The following is a 21,137-nucleotide window of genomic DNA, read 5'->3' as shown; positions in this document are numbered from 1 at the left end:
AAAAGAATGTTGTCCGCGAATGAACCTGCGCGTCTGGCGCACCTTGAGCCGTATCTGATCAACGAAGTCGGGAAGCATTTCCGCGAGACCGGACAGCTTGCCGTCGAGGACTTCTGGCTGATCCTGATCTGGAAGGCGAACCGCGCAAAAAACAACGAGCGGCGGCGGTTCGAAAAGGTGGGCGATTGCACCTTCGAAAAGGCAGTGAAGCAGATCGCAAGCAATCTGTATGTGGCCCAGTCTTCGGAGAAGCGATTGGGCGTTCTAATGCGAGACTGGAAGATGAAGCTGCCAACGGCCTCGGCGGTTTTGACCGTCCTCTATCCCGATAGCTTCACTGTCTACGATATCCGCGTCTGCGACCAGCTTCAGGACTTCCACAAGCTCGCTGCTCGACGGTTTTCGACGGCATTGTGGGAGGACTATCAGCGGTTTGTCGCAGCCGTGACCGAAGCCACTCCAACTCATCTAACGCTACGCCAGAAGGACCATCATCTGTGGGGGCTCTCATTGATGGAAGACGTGCGGACTGACTTGAGAGCACCCGCGCCCGCTCGAAATCCTCCGAAACTCAAGTCGGCGGCCTAATGGAAGATGGGCTTCGCGTTATCGGTTGGCCCGAGCCGGTTTGCGAGGCTGACTGCCGCACCCGACTCCGCAGTATCGCTGCGCCCTTCTACGTCTATGTGCTTCACAAGCCTGACGGCACCCCCTTCTACGTCGGCAAGGGCGTGGGTCTGCGGGTGCTGCATCATGTCCGAGAAGCCCGAAATCGCATGACGAGGCTAACCCACAAGCTCAACACAATCCGAGCCATCGAACGCCGGGGCGGTATCATTTCCTACAGCGTATCGGGCGTGTTTGATGACGAGGCCGAAGCCCATCAACGCGAGATGATGCTGATCGGGCAGATCGGCCGCTACGATCTCGGACTGGGACCGCTGACGAACCAGACGGATGGCGGCGAGGGCGGGAGCAACCCCTCACAGGAGTCGAGATCGCGTCGGGCTTCGACGCTGGCGGGCAACGACGCGGTGTCGGAGGAGCGGCGAGCGGCCAATCGCTTCTTCAAAGAACTACTCGACGTCGGTTCGGTGCCGATCAAACAGCTTGGGTCTCTGACCTTTGAACCTCTCACTGAGCACCCCAGCGCGCGTAAGCCCACTGCTCGCCAAGCAGCGGTTCTTGCTGCCAGCGCCCTGACCAATCGCGTTCTGATCGAGGTGGATGCCCGGCTTCCGAGGAGGATCACATTCGATGGCTTTGACGGCCTGATCGAGAACGGCGTCGGGCGCGACATCCTGAAGTCGGGTCTGGCCGAACTGGCGGAAGTCACGGTGCCCGAGGATGAGGTCTTTGTTCTCACATCCTCTGGCGTCGCAGCTATCCGCGCCTTCATCCCAGCCGACATCCTGATATCAGGGGGCGTGCTGCTGCCCCCGAGCGGAGCCTCCACTTAAGCTGCTAATCCCACTCCAGTTCCTGCGTGATGCGCCGATAGCTGCGCCAGCCAGCGCCGCCCGTGTCCTCGTCCTGTCGCGGGATGCCAAGCACGTCACACTTCGCAGCGGCGGCATTCAACGTGGAAATCGGGACGAGGCTGTTTCGGGGACCATGGCAAAGCCAGAACATCCAACCGCCGCTGTGGGTAAGCGGTCGGAACTCCAAGAGACATTCCCCCCTGAACTCCGCGATGGCGATACGCCCGGCGGCGACGTGCCCAACCTTGCTGGCGAGGCAGTTTCGGTATTTCCGGGCAGCTTCCAGATGATCTCGCATGGTGGTGAGCGGGCGCAGTTCGTTGTCGCCCGCTGGCACCGGGTGGGGCGGCAGTCGATCCGCACGACGGACGAATCGGTCGAGCAACCGGGGCAACGTCGATGTTGGTCGCATCTGCCCGATAGCTTGAGCTACAGCCTCGTCGGTGGCGCGCGAGCAGACGGACTGAACGAACTCGACGGCGGCATTAAAGGTGATGGCCTCTGCGCCGGTGTCGATGCGTTCAACGGTGCTGGCGTGATGCCAGCGCGGATCGAGCGCCGACAACACTTCCAACTTCCTGCGAGTAATCCGTCCCGATCCGCGCAGCGCATCGGCCGCTCTGACGTCATTGCGGGCGAGCATCTGGTGGATCGCAAGGTAGTCTTGCGGCCGATCCAGCGGTCGTTCTCCGATGCGTTCGAGCAGACCCGGATAACCCTCGGGGACATCACCGAACGCCGTGCGGAGGATGTCTGTGACGCGGCCGTGGCGGACTACCTCGGCGAACGACACCGGGAACAGGTCGTCGCCCGCGTCGAAAACACCAGCCTTTACCGCATGCGCTGCCAGCGAAGCGAAGATCGCCTGCCGACGCGCAGGCGCCGCCGTGAGCGCCCGAGATAGGATGCCGGGCACCTCGTCGTCGAGCCTTACCAAAGCGGCTGTAGCCCACCCCAGAAGCCCGCCCTCAAGCATTCAGGCGCTCCCACGGAAATCGGCCTTGGCCCTGAGCGTTGGGCGCTGTCTGGAAGGCAACCCAGCGCCATTTCCGCGTCTCGCCCGGCGTGGTGGCGTGGTCGAACATGATGCGGTTAGGGTCGCTGGTAAGGTCCGCAAGGATCGCTTTGATGGCGATGGCCTCGGGGACCACGACGGGGACGGTGATTTCCCCGGCAGCTTCCGCCGGAGGGCTGATGAACAGCCACTCTGTCGTGCTGATCCATTGGTGAGGCCCGGCGACGGCATTCATGAAGAGTTCGAGTTCGAGACCGTCGATTTCGCCCGCCTCGTCAACGACGGCGCGGACGGTAAGACAACGGAGCGGTGCTTCTTCCGGTGGCATTCATCCTCCTGTTTGTGGAGGTTTCAGCGTCTCATGGAACCGGGGTGCGTCAACCAAAACACCGATGATAAGCAGTGACCCAGCCGGTCGTTAGGCTGTCGTTTGCCAGACTATGCCCATGCTCACTGTATGAAGAAGGCATCCAAAGCTGTGCCCTACCGCCTCTGGCAAAAGCGTCGGCACAGCACGACCAAGCGTTCGAACGCGAATTTCATCGCGACGGTCGTGGTTGGGGCCGTGGCTGCATTCGCTGGGACAATGTGGTGGCCCCGGTCTGGTGAACTAACGTCAGCCGAAGCCGCGACGCCCGCCTACGACTTCGCATGTGACGTCGCCTATGTGAACGACGGCGACACTCTCCGCTGCCGAGACGGCACGCGCGTTCGTCTACACGCCATAGCCGCCAGAGAAACTGACAACTCCTGTTCGCCGGGACACCCGTGCCCGACAGCTTCGGCCGCGACGAGCACCGCTGCCCTGACCCGGCTGGCCGGAGACAGGATCACCTGCTTACGCACGGGGCAAAGCTACGAACGGGTGACCGCGATCTGCCACAACACATCAGGCGTCGAGATCAACTGCGCCATGGTGGAAAGCGGAGCGGCCGTGTTGTGGGAGAGGTTCAACCGGCAGAGACCGATCTGCCGTATTTGATCACACGAATGTCTGCGGCTCATTTAAATAATGACCCGCGACGGACCTCCGGTGTATCTTGACTAAATAGAAGCATAGGAACGGCGTGGGGTTGTTCACCGAGTTTCGGACATTAGTCTCTGGTTAAACGGGGATTTGTCTGCGAGCCTCGGAGGTGCCCCACGCTCCTCCGAGGTTTTTCTTTGGGTGTTGGCCCTTCAAACCATCTTGGCATCTTACAGGCAAAGCATACGCTCAAAGGGTATTGAGGCTGGTGACCCTTCCAGCAAAACCGAACCGGGACGTTTAGGCTGTGAAAGACCAGCCGCTTGACCGGGCGCGATGAACCAGAGCGGGGTTAAGAGGCATACACCGGACGAATGATTGGGTAAGGTTGATCCACCCGCCGTCTGCGGCTCCCTCGGATTGGGAAGGCACAGCGTCCTTCTCGAAAGAGCGATACAAAGAAGACGTGCGCTGTCCTGACCGTGACAACACGTCTGCCTATCCCGATGTTTATTTCCTTGCTCGGGTGGGCGCTGCGAGAACCAACTCGCTAACCGTTTTGTCGAAACGACCACCCGCCGGGCACCTGCCTCGGACGATCACTGCCAACCGCATATCCCGAGGATCAGCCTACCGGACCTGCAAAGGATACCGGGGCAGTCGGACAGGAGGACCGCTTCAAGGCTGGAATACAGGGAAACCGCCAGCCAAGCCCGCAAGGGCCTCTGGGGCGTAGGAAACAAGTGCATGGCTTGAAGTCTCTCCCCCTCAAGGTCGCTTCCAATTGGCTGCGACCTTGGGGGGAGAGAGACATGTCTGGGCATGGATGATGGGAGTTTGAAATCGACATGAACTTGGATTTCGATCCCCCAGATACGAATCTTTGCCAAGCAGAAGGAAACGCATAGCGAAGCGAATGCGTGACTGATGCCGGTGAGGCGTCAAGCCTCGCCGCCACCGACTTCTAAAAGGAAGCCGATTATGAAATCCCAAAAGGTATACTTCTGGGAGATGTCGGGGAGGGCGAGTGGAAGTGTCGCGTTAATCATCAGATATGGATGACAGACTCTCCGAATACCGTATCCTGAAATCTATCTCCGACAATGCGGGGCTTTCAGAGGTTTTCGGACACGGATGCTGATTGGATATTCGAGGTGCTCGGCTCGTGGGCAAAATCACGAGTCTCAAATCGACGCGCTGGAGCGCGCAGGGTGCGAACGCATCTTCGTCGAGACCGCTTCGGGCACGCGCAGTGACCGGGCGCAGCTAACCGAGCTTCTCGACTTCGCCCGGCCCGGAGATACCGTGGTTGTCCTGCGGCTCGACCGTCTCGCCCGCGATGTCCGTCAAATTCTCGATCTCGTCGATCAGTTCACGCGGCGCGACATCGGTTTGAAGTCGCTGAGCGAGGCCATCGACAGCACCACGCCGTCTGGGCGACTGGCTGTTCACACGCTCGCGGCGCTCGGCCAGTATGAAGTGGAGCAGAAGCGTCTGGCTTGCGAAGCCGGGCGGCGGGCCGCCATTGCCCGTGGACGTCTCGGAGGGCGACCCAAGGCGATGGACGAGACCAAGCTGAAGATCGCCAAGGCGCTGATGGCCGACGATCAGCTTTCGATGTCCGAAATCGCGCGGCAGGTGGGGGTAGCACCTTCGACCCTTTATCGGACAGTGCCGGGAGGGCGCGGCTCTGTTGCACTGACAGCCTCTCACAGCGAGCCATAGCTTGTGTCAGCGAAGTCCTGCGGGACAGGCCAGTTTCCAGTCAGAGATGGGAGACCAGAGATCAATCCGCCGATGCTCAGCTATGCCTTATCCCATTTGGCTACGAGAGCCTTAACCTGCTCTGGCACGCCCCATGAGCCTGAAACTTGATCGTTTTTCTCGACCGCTTTCACCAGCCTTGAGGAATAGGTCTTGTCCCAGACCTTCAATTGCTCAACGAAACCGATCCGAGATTTGGCTGACGCAAAGGAGCCACTGTTTTCGAACAGGCTGATTACCACGTCCGCCATTTTCGCCTGAAGCTTCTTATGCGCGATTGCTGCTTCGAAGATGTTCGTCGCAATCTGAAAGGCGGTTTTACCGTTGCCGTTGAACGCTTGGAATCTACTTACGAACCCGTGAGGATCAGCACCGCATCGGACGGTGAAGACCGGAATACCTCGGCCTAGCGCGTATCCAACTTCCTGATCGCACCAGCGGCTCTCGACGAACTTCGGGTGGATCAGAGCGACTAGGAGATCGCATGTCGCGAGCGCGGACTCGATTTCAATCTGCCATTCGACGGTTGGATGGATGTCGTTATGAGCAACGAAAGAACTCATTCCAAATCGCGACAGCGCGGCTTGCACATCAGCAGCTTGCTGCCGCTCGTCTGTGAGGTGCGAGATGAAAACGCGAACCTGCCCATCGGCCCAGTATGGAAGGTTCGGAGGTAGCGCAGGGTCTGCATCCTTCGCCTTAACCTCCATGCCAAAATGCTCGGCAAGCTCGCTTAGATCGTCGTCGCTGGCCTCACTCACCATCTCGATAACGTAGCTTTTGCGGTCATTCGACCACTGGTCGCTGGTCCGCAACCCGAACTGCTTCAGAACGAGGTCGATCATTGTCCAGTCATCCGACTCCATGTGGTCAGCGATGTTTTGGATCAGTTTGATTCGCTGCGACTTCGTAAGGCTCATGGGCGGGACGACCAGACAGAAAGACGCTGAGGTGCGATGCTGACTAGCCGCTCAGTGAGCTTGGCCTCCAGTTCCCCAAGCCCTTGGGTGTTGCCGAGATACCGAAGATAGCGATGGTGTTTGAGGTCGGACGGAGCGTCGGCGTCGTTCTGCGTAATCGGGACGACGATCTTCCCGAGAGTGTGGGCGATCCCGGCTTCGTAAAAGACGTTTGGGTTGCGGCCGGTGTAATCGCAAACCACAGCGTGGCTTCTGAAAATAAGGCTGAAAACGTCTTGGATTATTGTGGTGTCATCCCAAATGTCGTCAGCCCGCTGAGCGTAGAAATAGTTGGTGCTCGCGCACGCGCCCTTGATAGCTGCGTAAACGCCGTCGAAGGCCGAGCCGAAGGGCATCATAACCGCGATCAGCTTTGGGTCTTGTGGAGCATCGGGAACTTTGAAGACGGAAGGCGTGAAACGGATGCTCTGTCCGGACGCCGGAGCGGTGGAGATCGAAGGCCCCCCGACGCCGTAGTTCTGATCCAGATAGTCTTCGACTAATTTGAGGTTCGTCGGGTCGTCACTAACGATCTCCCCGATCACCGTCATAACCAAACCAGCGTAGTCCTCATTCTGCCAACTCAGGCTCTTCAGAAGCCGGGCCGTGATCCGATGCGGAACCCCCGATTTGAAGCCGATGGCAAGCCAATCGCTCTCAGTGAACTTCTCACGGGCAAGTTCGGCAATCGGGACGATTTTCTTCGCGGTGTCTGGATCAAGATAAGGCATTGCGGCGGGATAGCACCGGTGCGCGACGAGTCGAAGTGCGAGTTCGCATTAGGTGCACTGACTGACCCAAACGAGATTTCGCCCGACGATTCGGAGAAGGCCGACGCGCGAGACGTCGCGCCGTTCTGACGCCCTAGCCTAAGCTAAGCACGATCCAGCGTTGCGTTAGGCGCTGCGATCTGCGGCTGGATCAGGAACGCGAGGTGCGGCCGTTCGCCCAGTCGCGCCGTGATGAACGCGGTGAGGTCCGCTTCGCTTTCAGCCATCTGCTCCAGCGTGATCGCCCCTCTGAAAAGTTCATAACGCAGCCACACCCGATAGGTGTTCACGACATCCGTCTCGCCGTAGTTGGCGCACTCTTGGATACGACCGGCTCGAACGTGCTCCCAGACCTTCGACCCGTCGATCCCTTCCGGCTTGCCCGGCAGGCCCATCATCTTGCACAGGTCGTCCAACGACGCCTTCGCGTTCGATTGGAAGCTGGCAAGTTCATCGCACAGATCGACGTGCGCCTGATCGTATCTCTTGAAGTAGGGGCGGGAGGTCAGGCCCGGTGCAGCGATGCCGTTGACCATCGCTCGGTAGCGCAGGACCGGCATGTCGAACCCATTGCCGTTGAAGGTCACCAGCGTCGGTCTGAGGCTGTCCACTCGGGCGGCGAACGCCGAGATCAGATCGCTCTCGCTTCGGTCGCCGATGTGAGGAGCGCCCAGCGACCTTACGCGCCAGACCCCCTCGACACGCTCGGCCACAAGGGCAGCGAGCACTGCGACCTTGTGGAGCGGAAGCTTGGGAAACTTCTCGCCGAGAATTTCGACAGCCCCATCGTCGGTGAGGGCCTCGCGACCGTGAAGGCGGGCGAGCGTCTCCGTGCAAGGGACGGTTTCGAGATCGAAGACTACAACGTGTTGGTTCAAGCGCACTCCTTCAGTAAGCGGATCGGGATTGTCGGCCAAATCGATGGTTTGTCACCCATAGTTTCAAGTTGGAGACCCAAACGATCCGAGACCGCTCGTTCGAACGCTGACGCTGACGGCCTTTTACCGCTTCTCGCTGGAGGACATTTGCACACAATGTTGGCGTGTTCCGTTGAACGCAGTTATGTCTAAGCCTTCGATTCGCAGCGGGTGGGGACTCGGTGATCGGCGATAATCATGTGCAGCACATCGTCCTTCTAAGTGGTGGGCTTGATAGCGCCGCAGCGCTGGCTTTCGTCAGAGACAGCGGCTTTCCGATTCAGCCGCTCTTCGTCGACTATGGGCAAGCAGCACGCGCGCAAGAGCGGTCGGCTGCTGAGGCCGTCGCCGCCCACTACGAGAGGTCTCTGGGCCTGATAACCGTAGCCCATTCCCGCTCGCTGACCTCGGGAGAGGTCGTCGGGCGCAACGGTTTCCTCATATCAGCGGCAGCTTGTCTCACAGGCTACGGGAGAGCAGTCATAGTCACTGGCATCCACGCGGGCACGCCTTACTACGACTGCTCGGAGCCATTCCTCGTGTCGATGTCACGCCTGCTCGAAGAGCAATCTGACGGTGCCATTCGACTGCTGAATCCATTCGCGAGTTGGATGAAAAATGAGGTCATCGACTATGCGGCTAAAGCAGGCGTTCCAATCTCGCTGACATACAGTTGCGAGCGCGGATCGGTGCCTCCGTGCGGGACATGTGCATCGTGCAGGGACCGGCAGCCATGAGGTTAGCTCAACAGCGCCGCATTGGCCCCGTCGATCTGGATTTGCAGACGCCGATGCTGGTCCCATCCTACTCAAGCAAAGGCTTTCCCGACCTGCAAAGCGTTGTGGACGTGACGAGCGATGTCGTCGATGGACCCGCCCTTTTCAGCGCCTATGACGTTCACTATCAAACGATCAAACCGCCTTTCACTTTTCCGTCCGTCTGTTTCCTCGACAGCGGAGGCTACGAGGCGAGCAAGGATCACGAGCTATCCGACGTGGGTGACAAGGATCACGTCCCCCAGAAATGGGAGCGCTCTTTTCACGAAGCAGTAGTTCGGGATTGGGCAGCCTCACCCGCGTCGCCAACCGTAATCATAAGCTTCGACCATCCGAAGGAACGTCATCCAGTCGCTGACCAGATTGCATTGGCAAGGAAGGGCGCTGAATTGCGGCCTGATCTGCTTAAAGAAATTCTTCTGAAGCCTGAAACCAAAGATCAGATTCTCGTCCAGATTCCTCCCATCGTTGCATCCGTGAACGACCTTCGTTCCTTCGACGTGATTGGTTTGACGGAGAAGGAACTTGGGACTTCGACGCTAGATCGGATGGCGAATATCGCCCGCCTGCGAAGGGCGATGCAGGCTGTCGGAATGGAAACGCCGATTCACATTTTCGGCAGTTTGGATACTATCTCGACACTGCTCTACTTCGTCGCCGGTGCAGATATATTCGACGGCCTAACGTGGCTTCGCTACGCTTACGTCGATGGATACACCATCTACAAGCAGAACTACGGGAACCTACATCTGCCGGTCTCTACTAAGACGCCGATGATAGATGCCCACTGCTGGTTCAAGAACCACTCGTATTTGCGGGACATGGAACTCGAAATGCAGAGGTTCGCGAGCACCGGAGATTTCGGCGCGTTCAAACATCACTCTGAGATCATAAAAAATGCCCACGAAAATATGCTGAGCAGGCTCGGGGATTAAGCATGGCTGGTGGTGGTGATAGGCGATTTTCAAGGTCTCCAAGCGAGATCGCTAAGGAGGTTCGGCAGTCGCAAGACAGGCTGGTCTCCGAGACTTTCCAATCTAACCTTGGCTCCCTGATCGGTGACCAGTTGGCAGCTTACAACTCGCGAGACGTGGCGCTGGTCCGCGAACGGCTCGATCTCCTAAAGGAGCGTTTGACGGGCGTTCTAGAGGAGTCGGTAGACCAACTATTTGGCGGTTCAGTCGCCAAGAAGACTTACGTCGATGGGTTGAGTGACATCGACTCCCTGCTGATCATCAATGACACGTCGCTTGCGTCCAAGCCGCCTTCCGACGTCCTTGATCGCTTGATTGGCATCCTCTCAGGTAATGTGAGTGACGCCGCTTCGGTGTCGCGAGGCCGGATGGCTGTGACGGTGCAATATAGCGACGGCATGGAAGTTCAACTTCTTCCCGCCTTACGCACTGACGCGGGATTGAAAGTGCCATCGTCACGAACTGAAGGATGGTCGCATATAAAGCCCGATGGGTTCCAGAAGGCTCTATCCCACGCAAACTCAGACTGCGGAGGGAAACTTGTGCCGGTGATTAAGCTGGCGAAGGCCCTGAACGCCAAGTTGCCCGAGGCGCTGCGGTTGAGTGGCTATCACATGGAGAGCTTGGGCATAGCCGCGTTCAAAGGATACACCGGACCTCGCGTGGCCTCGGAAATGCTGCCCACCTATTTTGAAAAGGCTGCTCAGTTGGTCCATGCGCCCATCAGAGACAGCACTGGTCAGTCGGTGCACGTTGACGAATATCTAGGCGCGGCTGGCAGCCCCGACCGGATGGCGCGGAGCCACGTTCTGGATCGTTTGGCGAAGCGGATGCGAAACGCGACGACAGGGGAGTCGCTAGAGCAGTGGCGTGCCATACTGGGCGCGGGGCTGTGACGCAGGGTGAGCGGCAAGAGCTAGAGCGTTTGAAACGAGTGGTCGATCAAACATGCTCGGGCCACGCCCTGCTGCGCGACGCCTATTCGAGACGAGCGCTTTGTCTCGACCTGTCAATTCTCGCGCTTGGATCATGGCTCGTCGCACTGTCATTTGTTGATCCGACAATCGGCCGCAAACTTACGCCATTCGGGTTCAGTCCAACGATTTGGGTTGGCTGCCTCGGTCTTCTCGGCTTCTTCCTTGGCATCGTTCAATTGCGCGTGGATTGGAAAGCGAGGAGCGAGACGCACGACCGGTCGATGCATCTGCACGCAGATTTAAAACGGGAGTTGGGCATCATCTTGAGTCGCGATGACGCAGAGGTCTCGGAAGCGGAGTATGCTCGCGTCCGAACTCAGGAAGCTATGACTGCAAGTGCATCGGTTGCGATCCCAGACGGGGCGTTCTTACGTCTCAAACGCCATCACAAAATGAAGGTAGCCATTAGCAAGCACCTCGACGATCATCCCGGCGCAAGCATTATGTTAACCAAGGTGAAATTCATCTTGCGAGACAATCCTTTCCGCTGAATGGGGAGGGCGTGCGTGGATCACAGCGAGCGAATTCGTTTCTACGAAACGGCAAAGGCTGTCCTGATTGACGGCGGGTTCCAGTCGGAGATTGACTGGCAGGCATCGCGCACGATGGATTCAGTGGTCCCAGATGAGTTTCTGGCTGAAGCCGCTTGGGTCGTCGTCAATTCCGGCTTTCGGGAAGCGGTAGCCCGCCGGATTTTCCCAGCTTTGGCATTGTGCTTTTGTGACTGGGAGGCTGACGAAGTTGCATCTAGCGCGGACTATTGCCGTGCATCTGCGCTGACCGTCTTCGGCCATAGGCAGAAGATCGAGGCGATAATCCAGATCGCAGAAACGGTGGCTGAAGACTGGGCGAGACTGCGGGGCGAACTCGATCAAGACCCCATATCAGCGCTGCAACGCCTGCCATTTATCGGGCCGATCACATCGTTCCATCTCGCTAAGAACCTCGGCTATCCCTGCGCTAAAGCAGATCGGCATCTCGCTAGAACGGCCGAAATGCTGGGGCAGCCGTGCGTTCAAACGCTGTGCTCGGAGATTGCAGACGCCACCGGCGATTCAATGGGCGTAGTGGATTTGATCCTCTGGCGATACGCCGCTGATGGGCACCGAGGAGTCGCTTTGGTCAACTAGGCCCGAGGTCGCCACGTTGAGGTCCGCCGGATTCGGTGGGGTGATTGGAAGCGATGGTGTGATGGCGCAAGAGACCTCTGGCTGACAGGTGTCATTATCTCGCATCTCAGCAGCGGGATTACGGGGTTAAGGCGCTGACGCTCGTTGACGCCTCGGCCCAAATCACCTGATACAAAGTCGGTCCAAAACGGTTTCGCAGCATCGAGCGTTGGCATTGATTTAACTGGGAAAAAGACAGTCTGGCGAAAATCCTAGTTCCCCAGCCATCCGCCGACAAAGGTCGGCGCCGCCGAACCACTTCACAGCTTCAGCATTATCATCTGCGCCAGGGCTTCCGTTCGGATGCCCGGCTACCTAGCTTGACCGCAGACTGCTGCTGAGGAGAACGATGATGGTCACCGCCAAAGAAAAGCGCCTAGCGCCTCTGAAGACGCCGACGAGCCTGTCGGAGGAGGCGACCCAGAGCATTTCCACCGCTCTGACCGGGCTTCTGGCCGATACGTTCGCCCTCTACATCAAGACCAAGAATTTCCACTGGCACGTCTCGGGCCCGCATTTCCGGGACTATCATCTGATGCTGGACGAGCAGTCGGCGGAAATCCTGGCCATGACCGATCCGATGGCCGAGCGGGCGCGCAAGATCGGCGGGACCACGCTGCGCTCCATCGGTCAGATCGCCAAGGAAGCACGCATCGCCGACAATGACGCCGATTACGTCGATCCGCTGGATATGCTGGCCGAGCTTCGCGACGACAACGGCGAACTGATCGGCCGGATGCGCGAGGTCCATGACCTGTGCGACGAGCATAACGACGTGGCCACCGCCAGCCTGCTCGAGAACTGGATCGACGAGAGCGAGAAGCGCGTCTGGTTCCTGTTCGAATCGGGTCGTCGCGGTAACGGCTGAGGAACCGCAGCGCTTGCGCCGTCTTATGTATCGTCGATAGTCGATTACGGACGGCGCAGGAGAGGCGTGTGAAGCAGGGTGCGGTGATCTGCGGTTTGGCGATTGTAGGCGTGCTGGCGGCCTCGCCCGCCTCAGCCGATATGTCCAAGGCGTTCGGCAATACGATCGTGTCCCATTATCCGAATGGACAGTGGGTGAGGCACTATTTCGAGCCGGATGGACGCTACACCTCTCAGTTTTCGGACGGGCGACGGGTGGCGGCGCGCTGGTCCGCCGAGGGCGACAAGATTTGTTTGAGCGGGTTCAGCCCGCGCCAGATCCTGCCGCGCTTTTGCAGCCGAATGGTCGAGGCCGATGTCGGCGACACTTGGCGCGCCCGCGATCCCTTGGGGCGCTCCATCCGCAACGAACTGGTCGCTGGCCGTCGCTGAGGCCTTGCCCTGAGCGGCGTCACCCTCTAGAGCCGACCGCCTACCCGATGCGGATGTGGCGGAACTGGTAGACGCACTGGATTTAGGTTTCTGCTCATCCAGCATCTTTCGCATTGTTTTCGCTGGAGATTTTTGAGATCTCCGCGTCGCTGTGGTGGGATTTGTGCCCTAGAGCTGCAAGTACGTCAGCGTCTGAGACGTGGGCATAGCGAGCGGTCGAGGTGATGCTCTCGTGCCCAAGAAGCTGCTTCACCACAGCGAGATTTCCCGAGGCCTTTAATGCCGTGGTAGCGGCGTGGTGACGTCTGTCATGAACCGGCCGCGCGTCGACGATCTTGGCCGCCCTGAGCGCGGCTTGGGACGCTGCTTGGTGCCCTCTGGGTGTGATGGCTTAGAGCTTACCGTCCGGCTTCTGACGAAACCACACCGTGGCGAGATCGGCATCCCTGGCACGACCCATCCTCGCCTTCATGTCGGAAAGGTCGTCGGGCAGGAGAGGGAGGTAATGTGTGCCGCCGTTCTTGCGGGCCCGAAGCGCGACCCGTCCTCCCACGACGTCAACGGCGTCTAGCGGGAAGAAGGCCTCGTTCAGCCGGACGCCGTAGCGATTGATAAAGTCGAATAGGGGGCGATGCCATTCCGGCAGACCCGCGCGCCAGGTTTCGATCTCATCGCCGCTGAAAGTGCGAGTGCGACCCTTGGGCTCCTTCAGACGCAGATCGCTCCATGGGATCTCGCGGACCTTGAGCTCAAGATTTCGCCGCGCAAAGCGCAGGATCGGCCGAAGAGTCGTGTCGATCAGGTCGCGGTTGACTGTGCCGTTGGAGGGCAGCTTACCTTGGCGAGTGGTTTCCACGCGGCGCCGGCTGATTGCCGCCTGAACCTCGGCCGCGCCGATGGTGGAGATCAGAGCGTCGCCGTCGAAATGTCGCAGCATTATGTTCAGTCTAAACGCGACGGTGGCCTCGGCCTTGGTGCCCGCCACCTTGGCATTGAACCACTCCACTGAAACATCCTTCAGCGTTTGCTCTTGGAGCGCGTCAGATGATCCCAGGGCAAGATCTCGGCGGAGGCGTTCGAGATGCTTTTGGGCGTCACCCTTTTTGGTGCAGCGCGTCGTCCCCCGATATCGCTGACTCGCGAACTGGAAGTCGTAATGCCAGGTCTCGCCGCGACGATAGAGGGACATGTTTCGCCTCGCGTGTAGTTGTCGAGGTCGTCAGAGCGGATGCGCCACTGGCGGCCGGTTTTGATCGCCGGGATAGATCTGGCGTTGATAAGGTTCAGGACTGTCTTTTCGGAAAGCCGGAGCGTGGCGCAAACTTCCCTCAAGGTCAGCAGGGTGGAGGAGATGGCTGCTGCTGATGTTGACATCAGCCACCTCCAACCTTTGAGGCTGCAACTGGATGTGCAGCACGTCTCGGTCCGGAACACAGCCTGCAGATCGGGCGCTTGCTCCCCCACAACAGCTTGTCACCAAGCGCCCTTAGATCCACGACAGACCACGCTTCAGCTCTATTATCTCGTTGAAGGCGTTCGATGATCCCGAGTCCAACCTCTAGTTTTGGGAGTGGCAATAATCCGCCGAACTGTTCGAAAGACTCTGCTGCGTTTGGCAGGTCAGATAGATCATCGGCTACAATTTGAGGTCGGGTTATTAGCAGATAACGAAAATCGGATGGCAGTTGTAGTTCGTTGATCGCGCCTCTTACGCTAGCAGAAGAAATGTCGGCCGGCTCTTCGATCGCCTTTGGTGCTCCTAGAGCGAAGCCAAGAACATGTAACGCGCCTAAATCTGCTGATTTTTCGGACGCCGTGAGGGGAACGCCTACATCGCTCAGAGCGCGCCGAAGCATGATCTGCGCGATGGTAAGTGAGGTGTAGACACTGCTCCCAAAGTCGGAGGCCTTAATGATTCCCCTTCGGCGCCAATCCCTAAGCAAGTCGCTGGAGACACCTGTTATCCGCGAAACATCAGACGGCCCATATTTTGTAAACTCGAGGTGGTATTCATCTGGTGCGGAGGCCTGCGTCATGGGTGTGAGATTGCTCACAAAATCGATATCGTCAAGCATTTTGTGAGACATCACACGGGGTGCGCTGTAAGGCCCACCTCATTTCGCAGGCCAGAGCGTCTGAGCGAAGTGGTCGCTGTCGTGGAAACAGTCTTTCACGACCTCATTATAGGCGCGCGTCAGGCACTGTGAGATGATCGGATAGCTTGGGTAGTTTATTGCGATCCGTTCCCAGACTTTGACTTTGTAACTTCGGCCGCTTCAGCGTGACATAAATCCGCAACAGTTAAAGTGCCGAAAGCTTGCGGTTGCTGACGTGGCCGTATTCTTCGCATTGGGCCTTCGTCTTTACATTCGTCCATAAAGTGGTACTCGCCGCATTCGGCGGCCCATTCTATCCGCTCTTCTTCACGATCTGGTCCAGCCGCTCGAAGATAAGCATCTGGCCTTATCCGAGTGGAGCGCGACGGCATGGTTAGGGCGATCGTGTCGGATAACAGGCTGAGTCCGTGTCTGACCATGTCGCCATAAATGTCGCGCAAGGACGTGCGAGGAAATTCGCGAGTTAGCGCAGAAGGGACCTGCCAGATGGATCATCGGTGACCCATCAAAGCTACTGATTGCGCTTAACAATCTGACCGAACGCGGAAATGGGTCACTTGTGATCTATTTTGCGCCCGAGGATTGGTGTGCCAATACAACAGCTTAAGGCTACCGCAGGTGTGCGTAAGGTGTGCATCATCTTCCACAGGATGATATTCCTAATGGCCCCCACTGGGGTTAGACGTTTTTGTTGCCGGGATTTATTGTCTCGAACACAGGCCTATCGCCCCCTTGGGCTGGGTTTAAGATGGCGCTCGAGATGGATTATTTGGCGGCCAATCAGCTAGGAGAACGACGGTGATCGACGCTGAGCTGCAATCTTTTCAGATGAACTTTGTGCAGATGGCTTTGGTGTTCTCGTTCACCATCGTGGGGGTCCTCGCCATCAAGACGGTGATCTCCGAAATGGTGCGAGCGCTGTGTGATCGAAAGTCCCGCGCCGGCGATCATGACGAGCCAAGCGATCCTTATTGACCCAGTTCTCTCGCGTTGATTCGGCTGCGCTCGTCCGGCACGCGCAGGGCTACCGCGACGAGGGCTGTACATCCTCCGTGCCGGAGGAACGCGGTGTCGAGACATCGACCCACATGCGGAACCAGCTGCTACTCCGACCTTCGTTTACGCCGGCTAGTCCCGCCATTCATGCCTTCTATGAGCCCCCCAAAAATGGGCTTGACCAACCAGGCTATGACCACTGCGGTGACCCCACCGGCCATGAATATAAGAACATCCATCATGAGGCGTCTCCCAGCGAAGTCTGTGGCTGTCGTATAAGGCAGTATGACGTATGACCAAAGCTGCGGGGCGGCGCGGCGACCACGACAAACCTCCGAATGCCCTGCCTTTCAGTGCCGAACATCCCTCGCCTCGACGGGGTTCAGTTGCAGCTCAGCTGCACTGATCGCGAGAGCCTGAAGTTTGGTGCAGGGAAGAAGGCCGCATTCCTGAGCAAAGGTCAGTGGCCCATGGCTGGCGGGGTCTACCAGACCAACCACTGCGTCGTGCAAGCCCTCTACCGTCGAGACGTCATCCACGAAGGCAGCCAGGTCCGCGCCGGCGCCGTACACCGTGTAGTGAGCGAGGCTTTCGCGTTGGGCTCGATAGGCATACCAACGGGCCTTGAGCCTCGCTACGCGTTCCCCGGCACCGTCCATGTCCTTCGCTCGTGCCAAGCCCTCCGCGATGGTCTCTACGGCAGCTTCGAGCTTCGGCCCCATTCTCATCACATAGTGAGCCGTCCAATAGCGGATCAGCATCTCGCCGCAGTCGGCGCCATCCTGATGTAGCAGCGGTGCGAAGCCGATCTCCAAATCCCCTGCGGCGAACAGGGCGAGGTCATCGATCAGGATATGCGGACCTAGCGCCTGCAGGGACGCGTGGACTCGCTCGACAGGCCAGCCTGAGAGATCTGCCAAGTCTTCGGCGGACGTTTTCACTAGCCCTCCATTGTCGGGGTTGTCCCGCAGCAGGCGAGTCCAGACCATCAGCAGCAGCGAGAGCGTCGTTAGGGCGTCGGCACCCAGGCCGGCACGTCCGGCGTTCTTCATGATTGTAAGCGACGCGAGCATGATTAGCGGATCGAGTTCGGCAGGATCGAGATGCGATCCGGTTCCGATCATCAGTTGGAGCTGGGGGCTCATCTCGGAGATGTCGGCAAAGCCTGTCATTCGGGTCGTCCTCAAAATCACACTGATAGTGTGTAGAGAAGGATCCGCGTCCACCGCAAGTCCATCAGGTGGAAGTTGACCCTGATCTTTTGAGTTTTGGCCGGGCGGTGAGGCGTCGTCGTATCGCGCTTGGGCTAAGCCAGGAGGAACTGGCTGATAGAGCTGGTCTGCACAGGAACTACATCGGCGGAATCGAGCGCGGGGAGCGAAACGTCGGGATTAAGGCGGTGTTTGCGTTGGCCGCCGGTCTGAAGTGTTCAGCAGCCGAGTTTTTTTGCGTAGCTGGCTAGCTAGTAAATGTTCGCTCCCTGCCGACGTGGCGCGTCGGACCGGACTATTTCTTGTGACGTCCGTCCGTTTGTGACTCGAAGAAGACATTGGAAAGGTCCGCTTCTTGGGCGTCAAAACCTTAAGGACGCCTGTTAACGACGGTGGTGACGCCTGCTTTGTGCTGAGAAAAACTGATCTCCTCGTTGCGATCACCATGCCGGCCGATTGAAGTCACAAGCGTCGACCAACTTTCGACTCTCAATCAATCGACGGTCGCAGCCTGGCAAGAACGATTGCGTCGAAGGCTTACACATTAGACGATGGTGGTAGACGCAGTTACACGCAGAAGTAAGCATGCATGGACGCGGTCGTTGGAGTGGGATGATGAGCAACAGTGTTCTGAAGCGATTGGGTCTCGCGCTGGCGGTGGGTGCTTTGGTCCTAGTTCTTGCCTTCGTCGGCTTGGAAATGCGACGCGATTTTGAGCGCGTGCGCGCTTTGCGCCAGGAGACCGCCCATTCCTACCGGGCCCGGGAAGAACTTCAGACCGTCTTCTCCCTGATGCAGGACGCCGAGACGGGTCAGCGCGGTTACATCATAAGCGGCAATCCAGACTTTCTGACGCCGTATCAGACGGCGATCAGACGCCTGGATCGCGAGCTTCCCAGGTTGAGGGCCGCTTACGCTAGCGACGCTGCGCAGAGCGCCAATATCAAGGACCTCGAAGACCGGATCGCCGACAAGTTGGCTGCGATCCGGGAAGCCCTGGACGCCCATGATCAGCGCGGTAGCGAAGCCGGCCTTGCCGTCGTCTCCAAGGGGGAAGGCAAGGCGGCGATGGATCGCATACGGGTCACGATCGATCGGATGACTGAGATCGACGCCCGGGCGCTGGCTGCCTTGACCCAACGGGTCGAGGCGCGTTCCCGCGCGACCGAGATGATGGTGACGAGCCTGTTCCTGTCGCTGATCGTAGTGGTGGCCGGGGCGACACTATTGCTTGTGCGGTACGTCGCCACAAGGCGGAAGTTGCTGGCGGAGGTTCGGGCCACGGCGGCGCGGCAAGAAGCGATTTTCGACAGCGCCATCGATGCGATACTCACACTGAACCCCAGCGGCACCATCGAGACGATGAATGCGGCCGCGGCGCGGATGTTTGGTTGGTCGGCTGAGATGCTGGGGCGGCGAGACGTGTCGGTTTTGTTGGAAACGGCCGACCGAGACGACGCTGGTCTGATGGCGCGGATTCGGGCCGGCGGGGCGGACGCGACCGGTGGGCTGGTACAGGAAATGATCGGGCGTCGGCGAAGCGGCGAGGGCTTTCCGGTCGATGTCGCGTTCAGCCCCCTTGCGCTGCCGGCCGGCGTACATCTGGTCGCCGTGGTGCGGGACATCACGGATCGACGGCGGGTGGAGGAGTTGAAGAAGCAGTTCGTCTCGACCGTCAGCCACGAGTTAAGGACGCCTTTGACCTCCATCGCGGGTTCCCTCGGCCTTTTAGCGGGCGGGGCAGCCGGCGTTCTGTCTGAGCGCGCCAGTCGTTTGATCGGCATCGCCCATTCCAACAGTCTGAGGCTCGTGCGCTTGATTAACGACATTCTGGACGTGGAGAAGCTGGAGTCGGGCCAAATCAATCTGCAGCTTCAGCCGCTGGATCTGCGCGATGTCGCCGTGCGGTCGCTAGACGCGGTACGCGGTTATGCTGACGAACTGGGCGTGTCGCTGGAGTTGGCCGACGGCCCATCGGCTCCGGTCTTGGGGGACGGGGATCGCCTAGTTCAGGTGGTGGTCAATCTCCTGTCAAATGCCGCGAAATTCTCGCCATCCAATGGCACGGTCGAGGTTGTTGTGATCCCAGAGGCGCGCATCGTGCGTCTGAGCGTGCGCGATTATGGTCCTGGCGTACCCGAGGCATTCCGCGCGCGGATCTTTACCAAATTCGCCCAGGCGGACGGGTCGGATACGCGCCAGAAGGGAGGAACAGGCCTTGGCCTGGCGATCGCCAAGGAAATTGCCGAACGGCATGGTGGGCGGTTGTGGTTCGAGTCGGCACCTGGGGACGGAGCTACCTTCCATCTCGACCTGCCGATGACGCTCGATAACAGCATGGCGCAGACGAGCGACGGACCTCGCCTCCTTATCGTGGAGGACGATCCCGACGCGGCGGAGGTGTTGCGCATCATGTTGGCGCAGGATGGATTCGATGCGGTGATCGCAACCAGCGCGACAGCAGCATTGGAAGCCGTTGAAAGCGAAACCTTCGCCGCCATCCTGGTGGATCTTCAGCTTCCGGACACGGACGGCATCGGCCTTATCCGAGCGTTGCGGGAACGGCCCGAGACTCTGGAAACTCCCGTGGTCGTCGTCTCGGCCGATGTGGCGCGAGGACGGGCCCGGGGAAGATCGCTTGAGGTCATCGACTGGCTGGAGAAACCTTTCGATCAAGGTCGACTGCGCGCCGCTATCTCGGCGGTGCTCGAACGATTGGGGCGCCGGGCGCCGATCATCCTGCACGTCGACGACGACCCCGACATTCTGCAGGTCACCGCCGAGACCTTGAGCGGCATCGCTGCGATCACCAGCGCTGTCAGCCTGTCGCAGGCGCGGCAAGTTCTGACGCAGATGAAGCCAGATTTGGTAATCCTCGACCTCGGTTTGCCGGATGGGTCCGGGCTGGAGTTGTTGCCCGAACTCGGGTCAGGGAGGTCGGGCGTCCCGGTCGTTGTGTATTCCGCTCAGGACATGGATGGCGCGTTGAGCGAACGGGTCGAGGCCGTTCTGGTCAAGTCATCAGCGTCGCTGGCCGATCTGGCGCACACGGTCCGGCGGCTGACGTTTACGCCGCAAGATCACTGAGAGGAGAGCCCATGACCCTGACCGTGATGCACGTGGACGACGAGCCGGACATCCGCGAGGTGGCGGCAATCGCCTTGGAGCTCGATGCCGATCTGACCCTTACGAGCGTGGCGTCGGGGGCCGAGGCGCTGACACGGCTCTCGGAGGGCGCACGCCCGGACTTGATCCTGCTGGACGTGATGATGCCGGGAATGGATGGCCCTCGTGTTCTTGCACGACTTCGTGAGATGGAGGGCCTGGCGACGACGCCCGTCATCTTCATGACCGCGAGGGCGCAAAGTGATGAAGTCGAGCGTCTCAAGGCACTGGGTGCCATCGGAGTGCTAGTCAAGCCGTTCGATCCCATGACGCTGGCCCGTCAGTTGCGCGACATCCTTGCGGCTGATGCGGCATGACGAGCGATCCCCTTGCCAACTTGCGTATCGAGTTTCGGCAGAGGGCGGCGCGGGATCGGGCAGCCTTGATTCAAAGCCTTGCAGCGGGCGACATCGGCCAGGTCGAGTGGATCGCGCATGGTCTGGCAGGATCGGCCGGAATGTTCGGCTTCTCTGATTTGGCCGAGGCGGCGCTAGCGATCGATGAGGCCTTTGCCGCAGGGCGGGGACTGGACGCTGAAGAGGCGGATCGGTTGGTCGCGAGGCTTGAGGCCTTGGACTGA

At 59.2% G+C, this 21,137-nt stretch carries 24 protein-coding genes and 1 pseudogene; 15 read left to right on the top strand and 10 right to left on the bottom strand.

Going from position 1 to position 21,137, the window contains the following annotated elements:
* The first annotated feature begins 6 nt into the window (after window positions 1–6).
* Window positions 7–588: a hypothetical protein gene (locus ASF31_RS05595; RefSeq protein ID WP_055753723.1), complete on the top strand. Its 582-nt coding sequence runs from the start codon at window positions 7–9 to the stop codon at window positions 586–588.
* On the top strand, window positions 588–1,460 hold the full coding sequence (locus tag ASF31_RS05590) for a GIY-YIG nuclease family protein (protein ID WP_055753722.1): 873 nt from the start codon (window positions 588–590) through the stop codon (window positions 1,458–1,460). The genes ASF31_RS05595 and ASF31_RS05590 overlap by 1 nt, the downstream gene beginning before the upstream one ends.
* Window positions 1,461–1,464: 4 nt before the next feature.
* Here ASF31_RS05590 and ASF31_RS05585 read toward each other — a convergent pair whose 3' ends face one another.
* On the bottom strand, window positions 1,465–2,457 hold the full coding sequence (locus ASF31_RS05585) for a hypothetical protein (RefSeq protein WP_055753721.1): 993 nt from the start codon (window positions 2,455–2,457) through the stop codon (window positions 1,465–1,467).
* Window positions 2,450–2,824 carry a hypothetical protein gene (locus tag ASF31_RS05580; RefSeq protein WP_055753720.1) on the bottom strand — a complete coding sequence of 125 codons (375 nt, stop codon included), beginning with the start codon at window positions 2,822–2,824 and terminating at the stop codon, window positions 2,450–2,452. The genes ASF31_RS05585 and ASF31_RS05580 overlap by 8 nt, the downstream gene beginning before the upstream one ends.
* Window positions 2,825–4,597: 1,773 nt before the next feature.
* Between ASF31_RS05580 and ASF31_RS05575 the strand changes: the two genes are divergently transcribed.
* On the top strand, window positions 4,598–5,188 hold the full coding sequence (locus ASF31_RS05575; RefSeq protein WP_055753719.1) for a recombinase family protein: 591 nt from the start codon (window positions 4,598–4,600) through the stop codon (window positions 5,186–5,188).
* Window positions 5,189–5,268: 80 nt separating this feature from the next.
* On the opposite strand, the gene ASF31_RS05570 is transcribed toward ASF31_RS05575, so the two are convergent.
* The 3 genes from ASF31_RS05570 to ASF31_RS05560 form a co-directional block, all read right to left on the bottom strand.
* Entirely contained in the window at window positions 5,269–6,147 is an 879-nt protein-coding gene (locus ASF31_RS05570) for a toll/interleukin-1 receptor domain-containing protein (RefSeq protein ID WP_055753718.1), read from the bottom strand.
* Window positions 6,144–6,917 carry a hypothetical protein gene (locus ASF31_RS05565; RefSeq protein ID WP_055753717.1) on the bottom strand — a complete coding sequence of 258 codons (774 nt, stop codon included), beginning with the start codon at window positions 6,915–6,917 and terminating at the stop codon, window positions 6,144–6,146. Before ASF31_RS05565 ends, ASF31_RS05570 begins: the two co-directional genes overlap by 4 nt.
* 143 nt (window positions 6,918–7,060) lie before the next feature.
* A complete protein-coding gene (locus tag ASF31_RS05560; RefSeq protein ID WP_162233940.1) occupies window positions 7,061–7,873 on the bottom strand; it encodes a 3'-5' exonuclease in 813 nt (270 codons plus the stop codon).
* Window positions 7,874–8,055: 182 nt separating this feature from the next.
* Here ASF31_RS05560 and ASF31_RS14940 point away from each other — a divergent pair, with 182 nt between their 5' ends.
* From ASF31_RS14940 to ASF31_RS05530, 7 genes are all read left to right on the top strand, one after another.
* A complete protein-coding gene (locus ASF31_RS14940; RefSeq protein ID WP_082465039.1) occupies window positions 8,056–8,610 on the top strand; it encodes a 7-cyano-7-deazaguanine synthase in 555 nt (184 codons plus the stop codon).
* On the top strand, window positions 8,607–9,584 hold the full coding sequence (locus ASF31_RS05555; RefSeq protein ID WP_055753832.1) for a hypothetical protein: 978 nt from the start codon (window positions 8,607–8,609) through the stop codon (window positions 9,582–9,584). The genes ASF31_RS14940 and ASF31_RS05555 overlap by 4 nt, the downstream gene beginning before the upstream one ends.
* Window positions 9,585–9,586: 2 nt before the next feature.
* The gene (locus ASF31_RS05550; protein ID WP_055753715.1) at window positions 9,587–10,519 is read left to right on the top strand and encodes a CBASS oligonucleotide cyclase; all 933 of its coding nucleotides are present in this window, start codon (window positions 9,587–9,589) and stop codon (window positions 10,517–10,519) included.
* Between the two features lie 29 nt (window positions 10,520–10,548).
* The gene (locus ASF31_RS14420; RefSeq protein ID WP_156355893.1) at window positions 10,549–11,091 is read left to right on the top strand and encodes a hypothetical protein; all 543 of its coding nucleotides are present in this window, start codon (window positions 10,549–10,551) and stop codon (window positions 11,089–11,091) included.
* 15 nt (window positions 11,092–11,106) lie between these two features.
* Window positions 11,107–11,730 (top strand): hypothetical protein, encoded by a 624-nt coding sequence (locus ASF31_RS05540; protein ID WP_156355891.1) that lies wholly within the window; start codon window positions 11,107–11,109, stop codon window positions 11,728–11,730.
* A gap of 391 nt (window positions 11,731–12,121) precedes the next feature.
* Window positions 12,122–12,637, top strand: coding sequence for a Dps family protein (locus ASF31_RS05535; RefSeq protein WP_235551255.1), 516 nt, complete (start codon window positions 12,122–12,124; stop codon window positions 12,635–12,637).
* A 68-nt stretch (window positions 12,638–12,705) separates the two neighbouring features.
* Window positions 12,706–13,068: a hypothetical protein gene (locus tag ASF31_RS05530; RefSeq protein ID WP_105625214.1), complete on the top strand. Its 363-nt coding sequence runs from the start codon at window positions 12,706–12,708 to the stop codon at window positions 13,066–13,068.
* A 94-nt stretch (window positions 13,069–13,162) separates the two neighbouring features.
* On the opposite strand, the gene ASF31_RS14935 is transcribed toward ASF31_RS05530, so the two are convergent.
* The 4 genes and pseudogenes from ASF31_RS14935 to ASF31_RS14415 form a co-directional block, all read right to left on the bottom strand.
* Window positions 13,163–13,456 (bottom strand): tyrosine-type recombinase/integrase, encoded by a 294-nt coding sequence (locus tag ASF31_RS14935; protein WP_082465038.1) that lies wholly within the window; start codon window positions 13,454–13,456, stop codon window positions 13,163–13,165.
* A 3-nt stretch (window positions 13,457–13,459) separates the two neighbouring features.
* Window positions 13,460–14,257, bottom strand: a complete 798-nt coding sequence (locus tag ASF31_RS05525) for a hypothetical protein (RefSeq protein WP_055753711.1) — start codon at window positions 14,255–14,257, stop codon at window positions 13,460–13,462.
* A gap of 20 nt (window positions 14,258–14,277) precedes the next feature.
* A pseudogene (locus tag ASF31_RS14930) lies at window positions 14,278–14,442 on the bottom strand (helix-turn-helix domain-containing protein); the annotation flags it as partial.
* Window positions 14,442–15,143 carry a MerR family transcriptional regulator gene (locus ASF31_RS14415; protein WP_162233939.1) on the bottom strand — a complete coding sequence of 234 codons (702 nt, stop codon included), beginning with the start codon at window positions 15,141–15,143 and terminating at the stop codon, window positions 14,442–14,444. The gene ASF31_RS14415 and the pseudogene ASF31_RS14930, both read right to left, overlap by 1 nt.
* Window positions 15,144–15,983: 840 nt before the next feature.
* On the opposite strand from ASF31_RS14415, the gene ASF31_RS14410 reads away from it, so the two are divergent.
* Window positions 15,984–16,160: a hypothetical protein gene (locus ASF31_RS14410; RefSeq protein ID WP_156355887.1), complete on the top strand. Its 177-nt coding sequence runs from the start codon at window positions 15,984–15,986 to the stop codon at window positions 16,158–16,160.
* A gap of 371 nt (window positions 16,161–16,531) precedes the next feature.
* Here ASF31_RS14410 and ASF31_RS05520 read toward each other — a convergent pair whose 3' ends face one another.
* A complete protein-coding gene (locus ASF31_RS05520) occupies window positions 16,532–17,353 on the bottom strand; it encodes a hypothetical protein (protein ID WP_055753710.1) in 822 nt (273 codons plus the stop codon).
* A gap of 68 nt (window positions 17,354–17,421) precedes the next feature.
* Between ASF31_RS05520 and ASF31_RS14240 the strand changes: the two genes are divergently transcribed.
* The 4 genes from ASF31_RS14240 to ASF31_RS05505 all read left to right on the top strand — a co-directional run bounded on the left by ASF31_RS14240 (window position 17,422) and on the right by ASF31_RS05505 (window position 21,137).
* The gene (locus ASF31_RS14240) at window positions 17,422–17,643 is read left to right on the top strand and encodes a helix-turn-helix transcriptional regulator (protein WP_082465035.1); all 222 of its coding nucleotides are present in this window, start codon (window positions 17,422–17,424) and stop codon (window positions 17,641–17,643) included.
* 361 nt (window positions 17,644–18,004) lie between these two features.
* Window positions 18,005–20,479 carry a response regulator gene (locus tag ASF31_RS05515; protein ID WP_055753709.1) on the top strand — a complete coding sequence of 825 codons (2,475 nt, stop codon included), beginning with the start codon at window positions 18,005–18,007 and terminating at the stop codon, window positions 20,477–20,479.
* An 11-nt stretch (window positions 20,480–20,490) separates the two neighbouring features.
* Window positions 20,491–20,874: a response regulator gene (locus tag ASF31_RS05510; RefSeq protein ID WP_055753708.1), complete on the top strand. Its 384-nt coding sequence runs from the start codon at window positions 20,491–20,493 to the stop codon at window positions 20,872–20,874.
* Window positions 20,871–21,137 (top strand): Hpt domain-containing protein, encoded by a 267-nt coding sequence (locus ASF31_RS05505; protein WP_055753707.1) that lies wholly within the window; start codon window positions 20,871–20,873, stop codon window positions 21,135–21,137. Before ASF31_RS05510 ends, ASF31_RS05505 begins: the two co-directional genes overlap by 4 nt.

Origin of the sequence: Brevundimonas sp. Leaf280 (assembly GCF_001422455.1) — a bacterium.
Lineage (GTDB): Bacteria > Pseudomonadota > Alphaproteobacteria > Caulobacterales > Caulobacteraceae > Brevundimonas.
The sequence above is the reverse complement of the archived record's forward strand: the minus strand, read 5'-3'. Positions and strand labels throughout refer to the sequence as shown.